12 protein-coding genes are annotated in these 14,805 nt (G+C 37.4%); 9 read left to right on the top strand and 3 right to left on the bottom strand.

Going from position 1 to position 14,805, the window contains the following annotated elements; translation table 11 throughout:
• Positions 1 to 158 precede the first annotated feature (158 nt).
• Genes ACESSZ_RS09380 through ACESSZ_RS09370 form a run of 3 tightly spaced genes read left to right on the top strand, consistent with a single transcriptional unit; the run spans position 159 to position 3,110 of the window.
• Positions 159 to 2,060: a YgiQ family radical SAM protein gene (locus tag ACESSZ_RS09380; RefSeq protein WP_008688994.1), complete on the top strand. Its 1,902-nt coding sequence runs from the start codon at positions 159 to 161 to the stop codon at positions 2,058 to 2,060.
• The gene (locus ACESSZ_RS09375) at positions 2,057 to 2,416 is read left to right on the top strand and encodes a CidA/LrgA family protein (protein WP_008688992.1); all 360 of its coding nucleotides are present in this window, start codon (positions 2,057 to 2,059) and stop codon (positions 2,414 to 2,416) included. Before ACESSZ_RS09380 ends, ACESSZ_RS09375 begins: the two co-directional genes overlap by 4 nt.
• On the top strand, positions 2,409 to 3,110 hold the full coding sequence (locus ACESSZ_RS09370; RefSeq protein WP_008688991.1) for an LrgB family protein: 702 nt from the start codon (positions 2,409 to 2,411) through the stop codon (positions 3,108 to 3,110). Before ACESSZ_RS09375 ends, ACESSZ_RS09370 begins: the two co-directional genes overlap by 8 nt.
• Before the next feature lie 103 nt (positions 3,111 to 3,213).
• Here ACESSZ_RS09370 and ACESSZ_RS09365 read toward each other — a convergent pair whose 3' ends face one another.
• Positions 3,214 to 4,302, bottom strand: a complete 1,089-nt coding sequence (locus tag ACESSZ_RS09365) for a peptidoglycan-binding domain-containing protein (RefSeq protein ID WP_008688989.1) — start codon at positions 4,300 to 4,302, stop codon at positions 3,214 to 3,216.
• Positions 4,303 to 4,570: 268 nt separating this feature from the next.
• Between ACESSZ_RS09365 and ACESSZ_RS09360 the strand changes: the two genes are divergently transcribed.
• Positions 4,571 to 5,002 carry a MarR family winged helix-turn-helix transcriptional regulator gene (locus ACESSZ_RS09360; protein WP_008688987.1) on the top strand — a complete coding sequence of 144 codons (432 nt, stop codon included), beginning with the start codon at positions 4,571 to 4,573 and terminating at the stop codon, positions 5,000 to 5,002.
• Positions 4,995 to 6,848 carry an ATP-dependent zinc metalloprotease FtsH gene (gene ftsH, locus ACESSZ_RS09355; RefSeq protein ID WP_008688984.1) on the top strand — a complete coding sequence of 618 codons (1,854 nt, stop codon included), beginning with the start codon at positions 4,995 to 4,997 and terminating at the stop codon, positions 6,846 to 6,848. The genes ACESSZ_RS09360 and ftsH overlap by 8 nt, the downstream gene beginning before the upstream one ends.
• A 62-nt stretch (positions 6,849 to 6,910) precedes the next feature.
• Here ftsH and ACESSZ_RS09350 read toward each other — a convergent pair whose 3' ends face one another.
• Entirely contained in the window at positions 6,911 to 9,184 is a 2,274-nt protein-coding gene (locus ACESSZ_RS09350; protein WP_008688982.1) for a bifunctional diguanylate cyclase/phosphodiesterase, read from the bottom strand.
• Between the two features lie 369 nt (positions 9,185 to 9,553).
• Between ACESSZ_RS09350 and ACESSZ_RS09345 the strand changes: the two genes are divergently transcribed.
• Both ACESSZ_RS09345 and ACESSZ_RS09340 read left to right on the top strand, forming a co-directional pair.
• Positions 9,554 to 10,531, top strand: coding sequence for a zinc dependent phospholipase C family protein (locus tag ACESSZ_RS09345; protein ID WP_008688980.1), 978 nt, complete (start codon positions 9,554 to 9,556; stop codon positions 10,529 to 10,531).
• 38 nt (positions 10,532 to 10,569) lie between these two features.
• Entirely contained in the window at positions 10,570 to 11,523 is a 954-nt protein-coding gene (locus ACESSZ_RS09340) for a dipeptidase (protein ID WP_008688978.1), read from the top strand.
• Between the two features lie 88 nt (positions 11,524 to 11,611).
• On the opposite strand, the gene ACESSZ_RS09335 is transcribed toward ACESSZ_RS09340, so the two are convergent.
• The gene (locus ACESSZ_RS09335) at positions 11,612 to 12,019 is read right to left on the bottom strand and encodes a DUF1893 domain-containing protein (protein ID WP_008688977.1); all 408 of its coding nucleotides are present in this window, start codon (positions 12,017 to 12,019) and stop codon (positions 11,612 to 11,614) included.
• Positions 12,020 to 12,181: 162 nt separating this feature from the next.
• On the opposite strand from ACESSZ_RS09335, the gene hpf reads away from it, so the two are divergent.
• Positions 12,182 to 12,715, top strand: coding sequence for a ribosome hibernation-promoting factor, HPF/YfiA family (gene hpf / locus ACESSZ_RS09330; protein ID WP_008688975.1), 534 nt, complete (start codon positions 12,182 to 12,184; stop codon positions 12,713 to 12,715).
• Between the two features lie 365 nt (positions 12,716 to 13,080).
• Positions 13,081 to 14,382, top strand: a complete 1,302-nt coding sequence (locus ACESSZ_RS09325; RefSeq protein WP_008688973.1) for an alkyl/aryl-sulfatase — start codon at positions 13,081 to 13,083, stop codon at positions 14,380 to 14,382.
• Positions 14,383 to 14,805: the final 423 nt, after the last annotated feature.

Here is a 14,805-nt window from a genome sequence, read left to right as displayed (position 1 = left end):
TCTGGATCATAAGGAAAAGATAGAAACTGCTACATTCCTTTGTTTCTTCTTCTAAATTACGCGCATCATGAAAATAATCAAAAAAATCCTTTCATGAGGTGACGAATGAATGCCTTCTATGGTACTATTATATGGCTTATAGAGATGGAGGCGTTATTATGGCTTTTTTACCAACAACACGCGAGGAAATGCTGGAACAGGGATATGAACAAGTAGATTTTGTTTATGTTAATGGGGATGCTTATGTGGACCATCCTTCCTTTGGTTGTGCCATCATTACCAGAGTTTTACAGGCGTATGGCTATAGCTGTGCAATCTTAGCTCAACCGGATTGGCATAAGGATGAAGAATTTTTACAATTTGGAGAACCACGGTTAGGTTTTCTAGTATCTGCCGGCAATATTGATTCTATGGTGAATCACTATTCTGTAAATAAACGCCGCCGTGATCATGATTCTTATAGTGATGATGGTGTCATGGGAAAACGCCCGGATCGCCCTACGATCGTATACACTCAAATCTTGAAACGACTGTTTCCACATAAACCGGTATTGATTGGTGGCATTGAGGCTAGCTTACGGCGCCTATCGCATTATGATTATTGGGATGATGCTGTACGACGCAGTATTCTGATGGATTCACAGGCAGATCTATTGATGTATGGCATGGGAGAAAATACGATTGTTGAGGTTGCGGATGCATTGGCAAGTGGCTTAGCAGCAAAGGATCTATGTTATATACGCGGTACTTGCTGGAAAACCAAAAGTCTAGAGTATTTGAGTGATTATATCTTGTTGCCCAGCTATGAGGAAGTAAAAGCGGATAAGCGCACTTATGCCAAGAGTTTTCATATCCAGCATGAAAATATTGATGCCATTGCGGCAAGTGTATTGGTAGAGCCTTATGATGGTTGGTATGTCGTACAAAATCAACCACCATTGCCATTGACACAGGAAGAGATGGACTTTACCTATTCCTTGCCATATGAACGCACCTTCCATCCAAAATATCATTATATCCCGGCAATTGAAGAAGTGCAGTTTTCCATCGTATCCAATCGTGGCTGCTTTGGCTCCTGTGCTTTCTGTGCCATCACCCATCATCAGGGACGTGTAATTTCTACACGTAGTAAGGAAAGCATTGTCGAAGAAGCAAAACGCATAACCGAGATGCCGAATTTCAAGGGGTATATTCATGATGTAGGAGGGCCTACAGCTAATTTCTCACGAGAAGCTTGTGATAAGCAGCGAGAATTTGGGGCCTGTAAGAAACGAGAATGTTTATTTCCAAAGCCTTGTGGCAACATGGTAGTGGATCACAGTCGTTATTTGGATATCTTGCGTTCCGTTCGTGAATTACCTAAAATTAAGAAAGTTTTTATTCGTTCTGGTATTCGTTATGATTATCTGATGCAGGATAAAAATGATGAGTTCTTTGATGAATTGGTAAAATATCATATCAGCGGGCAGTTGAAGGTAGCTCCTGAACATATCAATGCGGCTGTGTTAGATAAAATGGGAAAACCACGCAAGGAGCTCTATTTAAAATTTGTTGAAAAATTTAAAGAGAAGAATGAACAGTTCCATATGGATCAATATATTGTGCCTTATTTGATGAGTTCACATCCAGGCAGCGATTTACAGGCAGCCATAGAATTGGCTTGTTATTTAAAGAAGATCCATTATACACCGAAACAGGTACAAGATTTCTATCCAACACCGGGGACACCGGCTACTTGTATGTATTACACCGATTTGGATCCTAAGACGATGCGTCCTGTTTATGTAGCGAAGACTTGGGAAGAAAAAGCAATGCAGCGTGCCTTGATGCAATTTACATATCCACAAAATTATGATCTGGTGTACAAAGCATTAAAAAAAGCAGGAAGAGAAGATTTGATTGGCAATGGTCCAAAGTGTTTGATCTCGTATCGTCGTCCATCCGCTAATAATTTTTCACACAAACAAGCAAAAGGGAAAGATAAGACTATGAATAAAAAGAATGTTGGAACAAAGAAAAGGACAAACGCACATAAAAGAGAAAGGAATGCGCAGCGATGAAATTGTTTCGTGAAATTATCATCATCTTTGGCATTAGCTATATTGGAGAATGTCTGTCTACGCTTTTACATTTACCCTTGCCAGGTAGTCTGGTAGGAATGCTGTTACTGTTGTTACTGTTGTCTTTTCGTATTCTGCGGCTGGATATGATCGCAACAGTTTCGGATTTTTTGTTAGGACATCTACCATTTTTCTTTATTCCGGCTGGTGTTGCTTTGATGGCAAAATTTTATCATATCGCCGATATTTGGATTCCAATCCTCTTAATCTGCATGGTGACTACAGTGATTACGATGGGGTTGAGTGGATGGAGCATGCAACAGGTGATGGAGAAATGGGGGAAGAAGCATGGATGAACTTATCAATACCCCTATGTTTGGCATCTTATTGTCATTGCTTGCTTTTGAAATAGGGTTATTTATCCAAAAGAAAACAAAGCTCTTATTTCTGAATCCGTTACTCATTGCCATCGCTCTTATCATTATCGTGTTGCTGATTAGTAACATTCCATTAGAAAGCTATCAGCTTGGTGGCGATATTATCAATCTGTTTTTAGGACCGGCGACAGTTGTTTTAGCGGTTCCTTTGTATCAACAGTTACATAATCTGAAAAATTATTTTGTTCCTATCATGATAGGAATTTGTGTGGGGATCTTAGTTGGCATGATTTCAACGATATCTTTATGTCTTTTAACTCATTTTGATGCTGACATCATTGCTTCTTTAGTTCCTAAATCAATCACAACGCCGATTGGAATTGAAGTAAGTGCACAGCTGGGCGGGATACCTGCTATTAGTGTATTGACAATTTTAGTTACTGGGATTTTTGGAGCAGTTGCAGCGGATGTCGTTTTTCGTGTTTTTCATATCAAACATCCTGTCGCAAAAGGAATTGCTTTGGGAACTAGCGCTCATGCCATTGGAACGACCAAGGCTTTATCGTTAGGCAAAGTAGAGGGTGCGATGAGCTCTTTGGCAATAGGCGTCAGCGGTATTATCACCGTCATGATAGCTCCGTATGTATGGAATATCGTAATGTCGATTTTATAAAAAAAAGGAAGTCCATGTTATCATGCAATTTTTTGGATGATCATGTTGCTTCCTTTTTTAATGTGTTTTTATATCTTTATCACTATTTTTTCATTATGCTTGCTTATGGAGAAATCGCTTTTTCATAGACTTCAAGTTCTTTGCACATCTGCTTTATCAGCTGCCATTGTGTCTCATCCAGGATGCCATTGACTGGAAGGCCGAGCAGTCGCTGAAAGCTTTTTATGGCTTGTCTTGTTGTTTGAGCATCTTCCATAGCACAGTAAGGAATCGTAGGATAATAGGCATGCAAGATGTTCAGCTTTTCTTTTAATGTGTTTAATTGTTCTGTTGTTGCTATGGATAGGGGGGTGAACAAAGGCAAAGAGCCAGCAGTATGCTGCATGATGGTAAAAGCAAGCTCATATGCCCATTGTATCGTAAATGGAGTCAAATGATCCATGCAAGGAAGATGCCAATACCTGTGGAAGGCAAGAAGTGCTTCCATGCTGTCATGGTTCCATTGACCATTCTGTTTAGCGATGATAGGCAATGCCTGGTGAAAGCTGGATATGATATGGTATTGTTGTTGAAACTGTAATCGATAGGTTTTTTTCTGCTCATCAGATAGAGCAGTAATAGGATTTTTTTGATTACTATAAGCATTAAAATAGTGTACGGCTTTTGCTAAAAGGTCAGGATAGAAGCAATAAGTGGCAGTTGCAGCTTTACTACCTTCATCTGTTGTGGAGTCTTGTTCCTGCAAGCTCAACAGTTTCATAATGGAAGCCTCAAGTTGTTCATCAGATGAGGTAGGATTCATCTTTTCACTTAAAAGGTGCATTAATTTACTGATGACGGGTTGAAAAACACCGGCAGGGAAACAAGAAACAGGTGGGTCATGGGCAAAGCATAGACAATCTTTTGTCACTTGATGAGTATTGCCTTTTTGGGTATTTGTACGCATCAAAGTTAATAGACAACTTCGTTCATTCGCATACAGGATGACTTTTTGCTGTAAATTACGAAAGTTTCCTATACGTATATCAACCAGATATTCCACAGGGTTTTTACCATCCACATAAAGGGGAATCCAGGAAGTCATACCATAAGCATCACTTAACAGAAAATCTTCAAATACCAGAATGTTTTGTTGTTTGCGATAAATACGTATGCAGGCTTGGGCAACAGGTGAAAAGGTTTCCTGTGTCATGACATGAACTTGTAAATATGCGGTTGCGATTGTTTCACCTCCCCTACATTACGGTATGTTTCACTAGACAAAGGGCATGGGTGGAATGCCTAGCAAAAGCAAAAATGGAAGGAAATGGAATGATAACCTTTTCAATATGTGAATTATGTGAGAAGTATAGAGTTTTGATGTTGAAAACAGCAAAGGTATTGACGTTATAAAAGGCAAGGTGTATATTCATCACATAAACTATTTCATGCGTGAAATAATAGGAAGTGAGGACGCTGTTATGGGCAATGAGGAACGTATTGTTCGTTTGATCAGAACGATAACTACACATTTGCATAGCTGTATGAATCGCTGTTATGAAGATTATGGAATGACGGGTATTCAAGGGCTTGTACTGATGGAAGTGGCAAATGATGAAGAATGTAAACTGGGGGCATTGGCACAGCGCTTGCTAATGACGAATTCAAATCTATCCGCCATTATCAAACGAATGGAAGAGCATGGTTGGATACGCAGATGCCGTTCACCTCAGGATGAGCGTATTGTCTATGTACGCTTAAGCAATGAGGGCGCAGCTATTCTTGCGGATATTAAAAAGCGTATGGATGCTAAGTTGGACTTTCTGAAGCAAGAAGATGAAGAAAGTATTAAGCAAATGATACAGAGTCTGAAACGACTTGATGATCTTTTGCAGGAGGTTACCTATGAATAAGCAGAAAAAGCCATTATATTACTATTATTTAATCATCTTAATCGTTCTGTTAGGAATTAATCTTGTATTTACTATGTTTCGTGGGGATAAAATTAAAAACGTGAACTACAATGATTTTATGAAACAAATTGAACAGCATCAGATAAATGAAGTAGAAATAGGTGATCAGAATATTACGTATTCACTTAAAGGGGAAACGAAACAGCTGTATAAAACAGAAACGATGGAAACAGATACGAGTTTATCACAGCGCTTATATGATGCCGGAGCTAAATTTACGCGTATTCATACGAAAGAAATGAATCCTTTGTTATCTTTTCTATTGACATTTATCTTACCGGTTGCTTTCTTATGGTGGCTAGGTAATCGGATGTTTAAAAAGATGCAGAAGAAAATGGGTGGCGATGCCATGAGTTTTGGCGGTGGTTTTGGTAATTTTGGCAAAAGCGATGCTAAAATTTATGTAAAAAGTCAAAGCGGTAAAACCTTTCGTGATGTAGCAGGACAGGAAGAGGCGAAGGAATCTTTACAGGAAATGGTTGACTTTTTAAAGGATCCAGAAAAATATAGTAAGATTGGTGCACAAATGCCAAAAGGGGCATTATTAGTAGGTCCACCGGGTACCGGTAAGACGTTATTAGCCAAAGCTGTTGCCGGAGAAGCCAATGTGCCTTTCTTCTCTATATCCGGTTCCGAATTTGTTGAAATGTTTGTTGGACGCGGAGCTGCCCGAGTACGTGATTTATTTAAACAGGCTCGTGAAAAAGCTCCATGCATTGTCTTTATTGATGAAATTGATACGATAGGGAAAAAGCGAGATGGTGCAGGCGTTGGTGGAAATGACGAACGAGAACAGACGTTAAATCAGTTATTAGCCGAAATGGATGGTTTTGATGGCAGTACCGGTGTTATCATCCTAGCTGCGACCAATCGTCCGGAATCCTTAGATCAGGCATTGTTGCGTCCGGGACGATTCGATCGCCGCATTCCGGTGGAATTGCCTGACTTGCATGGACGTGAAGCAATTTTACAAGTTCATGCGAAAGATGTTAAAATCAGTAAACAAGTTGATTTCCGCGCGATTGCCAGAGCTACAGCAGGGGCCAGCGGTGCAGAACTTGCTAATATTATTAATGAAGCAGCTTTGATTGCTGTAAAAGATCATCGTAATCAAGTATTGCAGAAGGATTTAGAAGAAGCTGTTGAAATTGTGATTGCCGGTTATGAACGTAAAAATGCTGTGATTTCAGCGAAAGAAAAACTCATTGTATCCTATCATGAAATTGGTCATGCCTTAGTAGCAGCCCGCAGTAAACATTCCATGCCAGTCGCAAAAATTACGATTGTACCAAGAACAAGTGGAGCTCTTGGCTATACTATGCAGGTACCGGAAGATGAAAGTAATTTGATTACAAAGGATGAGGCTTTTACGAAAATCGTAACATTCTGTGGCGGACGAGCTGCGGAAGAATTGATTTTCCATTCCATTACCAGTGGTGCAGCAAATGATATCGAACAGGCAACCAAAATTGCCAGAAGTATGATCACTCGTTTAGGAATGAGTGAACAGTTTGGCATGACTGCTTTAGAAACAGTGAATAATCGCTATCTTGGACAAGATGCGACACTTGCTTGCAGTGATCAAACGGCAACCAAAATTGATGAAGAAGTAGTGAAACTGATACAGGATGCATATCAACAAGCATATCGAATACTTGAAGAAAATAAAGATAAATTGCATGAGCTGGCAAAGTTCTTATATGAAAAAGAAACGATTACCGGTGAGCAGTTTATGGCAATTTTGAATCGCCCGCGGCAAATTGAAACAAGCGCGGTGCAGGAATAAAGAAAACGTCATAGGACAGGATGCATGTCAACAGCAACTGTGTTATGACGTTTTTTATTTACTTAATCAGATTCTTTAAGAAAGCCTTCTCCCCAATAGCCAACAGGATCTTTCAACAATAACTTCTTAAAATCATTTGCCGGCATTGGTTTAGCAAAGACATATCCCTGGATGAAATCACAGCCACATTTTTCTAAGAAGTACACTTGATCAGGCTCTTCAATACCTTCTGCAACGACCGCGATATGAAGCTGTTTCGCCAAATGAATAATATGGGAAACAATGATGCGAGCTTTCTCTATAGAAGCACCTTTGCGAAAGAATAAGATATCTAATTTTATGACCTGAATAGGAAGTTCTTTTAATGTATTCAAGGAAGAATAGCCAGCACCGAAATCATCAATTGAACAAAGGAATCCATGAGTACGCAGTTCACTGATCTTGGCACTTAATAACGCATGGTCTTCAATCGCTAGACTTTCGGTGAATTCCAATTCTATCACATCATCACAAAGTTCATATTGTTCTTTTATCGAAACATAATAGCTTATGAAATCTTCCTGGAAAATGTCTAATCTTGAAACATTGACTGCTAGATGAATGCGATGTGTGTGATTTTCAAAATAATCGTGCAGCCATTTGCAGGCAGAAGCAAACATATAACGATCTAAAAGAACAATGAATCCATTACGTTCAAATATCGGAATAAAGTCATTTGGAGGAATGATGGTTCCATCACTTTTTTGCCAACGTACCAAAACTTCTCCACCCATGATGCGATGATTATGATGAGTATCCGTTTTAGGCTGTATATACATTTTAAATTCACCATTCTTCAAGGCAAGCTGCATTTGACTTTCAATCTCATTAACATGTAGGATATTTTGACGAATGGTATCGGAATAAAATGCTTGCCGTATTTCACGATTTGCTTTAATTGACTGTTGCGCCATCTTAGCACGGTTATACATCTTATTTACACTTAACACATCTTCTGGTTTTGTTACACAGTAAAAACCAATTGCAAATGAAATAGGGAAAGAATGTGTATTGCAATGCTCTTTCGCAATAACAGCTTTCATGATATGTTCATGCCATTCGATTAATTGGTTAGGTTCTTGGAAAAAACGTATACCCGTAAAATGATCGGCACTTTCACGACAGAAGAAATCATGTGTTTGCATATTGGCAAGTAGGCAATTGCACATGATTTTTAATAAAGCATCACCGGCCTCATAGCCAAAGGTGTCATTATAGATTTTAAAATTATCAATATCCCCATACCAAAAGGCGAATGGTTGAAATGCGTCTTTTCTTTGGATTATCTGTTCTTCCACATCTATAGAAAATTTGACAAAGTTTGATATACCGAGCACAGGATCTGCAAAGGCTAGTCTTTCAAGATGTTGCTTTGTGCGATTGTGCGTGCGATTAATAAGGTAAAAGAGTAGTAAAAAGATCAATAAGGCAAAGCCTGTTAACAGAATGATTCCATAGATCAGCGTATGATCTGCATTAATCATATTTTCATTTACGATACTTAATAAATACCAATCGTTATACGATAATGGTGTATATAAGCACCAATAAGTTTGTTTATCCTCATCATATGTGAAGAAATGTGATGTTTTATCTTTGAGGTTTTGATGAATACTTGTTAATTGTTCTTCACTAAGATTACCAATATCCCCTATATTTTCCACCGTTGCTGATTTCATAGAACGAATGATATAAGTGCCGTTGCTGTCAATGATATTGGAATAGCCACTGTGACTGAAGATGGCATTATCCAAAACACTCCGCAGTCGCTGAGTTTTATCAGCCGCTAGTAACACACCGATATTTTGATTATTACTGATAATAGGAACACTATAATAATTGAGGTAGTTATTACTGAAAGGATCTTTTAATGTCTTAGAAATGGTAAGGTTTCCTTGCATGCCTGATTGAAAAATAGGAGAGGAACTAAAATCAACCTTATGATGAATGGTGCCATCTAAATCAACCATGTCGGCTTTCCCATTGCTATGAATGATACCCATGCGATAAAACGCGTTGCGATCATTGATCTTACGGATAATAGGAAGTAAATGTTTTAAATCCATAACTTTCATTTCACCAAGTGTAAGTGCCACACCGTCAAGGGTTTCCATATTATTCGCTATTTGTTCGTTAACCGTTGTCTTCATATTTTCTACAGACTCTTCAAAATAAGCAATATTTTTCTGATTGCTTTCTTTCATCATATAGAAAATAAAACCGACACCTGAGACGAAAAAGCACAGGCATAATATAAGAATAATACGATAATATCTACTTGTTTTTTTTGTTACCATGACTATCTCCTATATAAATCATCATCCGATATCCCTTACATCGGTTATAGTTCTTACATTATAGCATGGATTATGTAAAGAGTGGTACTAGAATAAGAATTCCTATTTATTCACTTTATTTTTAGCATATATCATGTATATATCATACTTCTACAAGTAATCTGTAATGAATGAAGATAACAATTACCGAAAATAAGATACCACTTTCAGCAAATGATAAGAAATAAAAAATATGGCATTGCTCTTTCAGTTACTATCCTATGGAATCAAGCATAAAAGAAAAGAAGGGTTTCGCTTTCATAATAAAGCATTGTGAAAAAGAGGAATGAAATGCTATAATACCACTAGACGACAATAGGAGGGAAGCACATGCCAAATATTATCACGCACAAAATATTTGCTGAAGAGGTATTAAAACAATTAGAAAAACAAGATATTCGCTCAATTATTGAAAAACATCCGCAAAGCTATTATATTGGCAGTAACGGACCGGATTTTCTGTTTTTTTCGCATAGTAAGCCTTGGGAGGCATATAAGAGCCATGTCTTAAATCATCTAGGGAGCCGTATGCATGCAACCCATATCAACGCTTTTTATGAAACTGCACTGCGCTGTGTGAAAGCTCAGGAAAACATACAAATAAAAGAAACAATGATGGCATATTTGTTTGGACATTTATGTCATTGGGCATTAGATAAAACAACACATCCTTATATTTTTTATCGTACCGGGAACTGTAAAGGAAAAAGTGCCGGATATCATCACCGTTTTGAATCTATGATGGATACCATGATGTTAGAAAAATATAAGGGTATTAATATTAAAGAATTCCCTTGTTATGAAATTTGTGAATATGATGAAGATATACTAAAGGCTATTGCCAGGATATATGTTCCTAGCGCAAAAGAAGTGTATCATGTAGATGTAAAGGTACATGACATACGAGAAGCTTTAAATTCCTGGTATGATATTCAAAAATTATTGTATGATCCTAATAATTTGAAATATCCCATTGTTAAAGGTGTGGAAACTTTGTTTAGACAACCATGGAAGATCAGTGGCAATATCGTTAAAACAAAGATTGATGAACGCTATGATATCTTGAATGAAGAAAAACGCGAATGGCTGCATCCTTGTGATTCTGCTATGCGATCAAATGCATCCTTCCTTGAGTTATTCCAAGAGGCGCAATCGTTGGCAGTTGCGGTAGTGGAAAAGGCCTATGGATGTATAGAATATGATGCAAATGTCCAAAGTGTTATGGATATTTTACAAAATCAGGCATATGATACTGGTATGGATGGCAATCCTAAGATGCAGTATTTTGATGTCATCTATGAGCATTAGCAGCATATATGCTGCTTTTTTAAACGGAGGTGTATGATTTGAAGAGTTTTGATTTGCATGCAGATATCGGCTACGATATTATGCAAAAGAAAAATAAGGGATATAAAGAGAATATTTTAAAAACGTATCATCTGCCTAAATTTGAGCAGGGAGAAATCGCTTATATTTGCATGGCATCTTTTTTTGATGGGCATGAAGATTGGACGGATATGCAGGATATGATCCAAAGTACCAAAAAAGCCATACAGGAGTGCGAAGATGTCTGTCTTCTTTTGCAAGCAGAAGACTTTTTTGTACCTGCTAAGGTTCATGCCATTATGAGTGTAGAAGGGATGTGTGGAATCAAGGAGCATCCGCGTGAAAAGATACGTTGGATGTATGAACAGGGTGTGCGTTTGGCGTCCTTTTGCTGGAATGATGAAAATGCGCTGGCAACCGGTGTGAAAGGTGATACACAACGTGGACTTACGGCAATGGGAAAAGAAGCATTGGACGAAATGGTAAAACTGAATATGGTCATTGATGTCTCACATGCAAATGAAAAAACTTTCTGGGATATTCTTTCTCATCCTAAGGCCAATATCATCGCGAGTCATTCTAATGTTCGGGAATTGTGTGATCATCCACGTAATCTTAAGAATGAACAGATTGAAGCATTGCTGAAACGTGGCACTTTGATTGGAATGAATACAGCACCACAATTTGTGCATAGCAATAAAGAAAAACAGGATGTTGCCCATCTTGTACAGCACATGGTCTGGTTAAAAGAGTTTCATCATAATAAGGTTGACAGCATTGCTTTTGGCTTTGATTATATGGATTTTTATGAGGAACAATATGATTATTTAAAGGGTGCGAAGGATTGTACGCAGACTGGTAATATCCTTCAGGAAATGCGTAAGTATTTTAGTGAAGAGGAGATTGCAGCAATTGCATATCGTAATGCATGCGATTATTTTAAAAAGATTTGGCAGGCCCATAATGCCATATAGAAACATTCAAAAAAGAAAGTTTTCAGGTAGTTTAAAATTCACCTTAAGACTTTCTTTTTTTAAACAATTTATTTGTAGGAAGACGTTCTTACTTGGTCATTTGTGCTAGCAAATGTACCAGTTTGTGATAGGCAAGCTCCATATCGTCTATATGCAATACACATGTTTCCATGGGGCAGATACCATCTTTTTTGCGATTGATGATATTTGGCACAAGTAGTTCGTAATGAACAAGAATATGATGTGCTTGTAAAAAATGCAGTGCCGGTTCAGATATCACACCAGCATGAACTTCTTTGATGCCCCCGAATACTAACATCATTGCTGCCGCTTTGCCAATCACTTTATCTGCGATTTGCGCATCTTTCAATACACCCTTATCAAGGAGGGTTAGAATGGGGCGTATTCCATCAGCCTTTTCTTTATAAATATGATTGTTTTGTGATACTATACAGGATAAGTGTTCTTCCTTTAAAATTTTCATCAGGCTTTCCATTTTTTTCTTTTCCTTTCTTACAAATAGTTTGCATAAAAAAAGCGAAACTTCCATGATCGCCCTTACAGTACAAGTCTATCATATTTTATCTAAAAATGATAGTCTAGTAAAAGGAATTTTTTTGACTATAATAAAGGTATAAATACAAGGAGGGATTTTATTATGAAAGTCCAGATCTACGGTAAGAACATTACGGTAACTCCAGCAATCGCTGAGAAAATTGAGAAGAAGTTAAATCATCTCGAAAAGTATTTCATCATTGATGAGAATGTGATTGCAAATGTGGTAGTTCGGGTGTATCCGAACAAACAGAAAATAGAGGTGACGATTCCAACAAAGTTTGCAGTTCTGCGTGCAGAAGTTGTGCATGATGACTTATATGCAGCCATTGACTTGGCTATCGACAAACTGGAAGATCAGATTCGCAGACAAAAAACAAGATTAACGAGAAAGAACAAAGAGAAATTGGCATATGCGTTCCTTGAAACAGAAGAATTAGATGAAGAGTATGATGAAGCGGATGAAGTCGTTAAGACAAAATCCATTGTCCCAGACACCATGGAATTAGATGAAGCGATTATGCGTATGGAAATGTTGAATCATAATTTCTTTATTTATCGCGACGATGAAACAAAGGAAATTGCCGTTGTCTATAAACGTCATGATGGTGGCTATGGCTTAATTGAAACGGAATAAACATAATGAAAGAAAGTGTGCAATCGCACACTTTTCTAATGGTTTCTTGTTTGTTTAATGGTAGGTGTTTGTTAAATGATAAGGTTTCTTTGTGCCAATAGACTATAACATGCCGAATCAAGCATATAGATCAACATTGCTATGAAGCGTAGGTGCTTGCAGGACTTGACCGCTTTGTTTAGGGAAGATAAGTAAGGAAAAGATAGACTTAAGACCGTGTGGAAATCAAATAAAATTGTAACACGTATTTGAAACTGTTATAATAAGAAAAAGCAGGTATATTTGAAGTGATTTTTTCCTTGTATCATAGTAGTGCTGTTCTTGTTAGAAGGTATATTGTAAAATAAAAGGAATGGAGAGATCATATGTTAATATCTAATGGAAAACAAAAATTAACAAGTTTTACAAAAAACTATAAAGAAGCTGTTATAGAAATAACATCAGGTGTATGGTTCGTTTTTGGCGTGGGGCATAGTAATGCTATTTTTATTGAAGGTGCTACAAGTATTCTTCTGATTGATACTTTAGATTCTTTAGAACGTGGCAAAAAATTGGCAAATATCATTCGAAATCATACAGAAAAGAAAGTTAAAACCATTCTTTACACACATGGACATCCAGATCACAGAGGTGGCGCAGGTGCTTTTTCAGAAAGTGTTTCGGAGATTATTGCATTTGAGCCTAAGATGGCGGAATTAGAGAAAACAGCTTTTTTAAAGGATATTCAAACTTTACGAGGGGCAAGACAGTTTGGTTATGCGCTAGATGATAATGAAGCCATTTCTCAAGGAATTGGGATACGTGAGGGAGTTGTTTATGGTGAACAGCGTGCTTTTGTTTCACCGACCACTTGTTATCAGCAAGATAAAGTCATTAGAGAAATTGATGGTATACAATTAGAGTTGGTTAGACTTGTTGGCGAATCTGAGGATCAGATGATGATATGGCTTCCTCAAAAAGAAGTTTTATGTTGCGGGGATAACTATTTTGGTTGTTTTCCAAACCTATACGCTATTCGTGGCGGACAATATCGAAACCTTGCGACATGGATTAACAGTATCGACTTTATGTTATCTTATCCTGCCAAATATCTTTTAGCTGGACACACAGCCTTGATACAGGGAAAAGAAAAAATTCATGAAGTACTAACGAATTACAAGAATGCGATGGATTATGTCTTGAATGAAACACTGAAAGGTATGAATGAAGGCAAAAACGCAGAACAATTAGCTTCTGAAATTCATTTACCAGCTGAATATGCTGACTTACCATATTTAGGTGAATATTATGGTTGTGTAGAGTGGACAGTAAGAGAAATCTATGCAGCTTATTTAGGCTGGTTCGATGGAAATCCAACCAATCTTCACCCTCTTTCTCCTGAGCAAAAAGCAAGTAAAACGGTTAAATTAATGGGAGGAAAAGAAAATGTGTTTGCAGCTGCGCAAACAGCGCTTAAAGACAGAGATTATCAATGGTGTTTAGAACTTTGTGATTTGCTGATACAAATAGATATAGATAAAACTATATTGGAAGTAAAAGCAACTGCATTAGAGAAAATTGCAGAATATGAAACAAGTGCCAATGGACGGCACTACTATATCGCTTGTGCTAAAGAATTAAGAAATAAAATTTCAAAAGAATTTCCTGATAATGATGTTGTCTTATAAGGACAAACGAGCGCTTTGCACTAAACGATTGATAAAAATGGATCTTTCCAGAAGAGAATCCCTACTGGAAAATGGGTAATTGAAAAATAGGAATTAAAAAATGGAGATTTCCAAAATGACGATACATAGTAACCATTTAGAAACCACTTTTACAAAGCTAACCTAAAGTAAGAAAGAACCTAGAGGAGTCATCGTACAGTTGTTAAGGTTAGGCAGTGTCTTTCATCTAGGTACTATATTTATTAATGAAAAGCACAAGGTGTCTATCAATAATTGGCACCTTATGTTTTTTATATTATCTGTTATGAAATGTCATTTCAATGATCATGTTATGATAGCGGCTTTGTGGGAAAGCCGATTTCTTAATAGGTACATAGATAAAATATTTTTTATACAGATAATCATATATGAAATGTAACTTAT

This window comes from Eubacterium sp. 3_1_31 (assembly GCF_964249515.1).
Taxonomy (GTDB): Bacteria; Bacillota_I; Bacilli_A; order Erysipelotrichales; family Erysipelotrichaceae; genus Longicatena; species Longicatena caecimuris.
The sequence above is the reverse complement of the archived record's forward strand: the minus strand, read 5'-3'. Positions and strand labels throughout refer to the sequence as shown.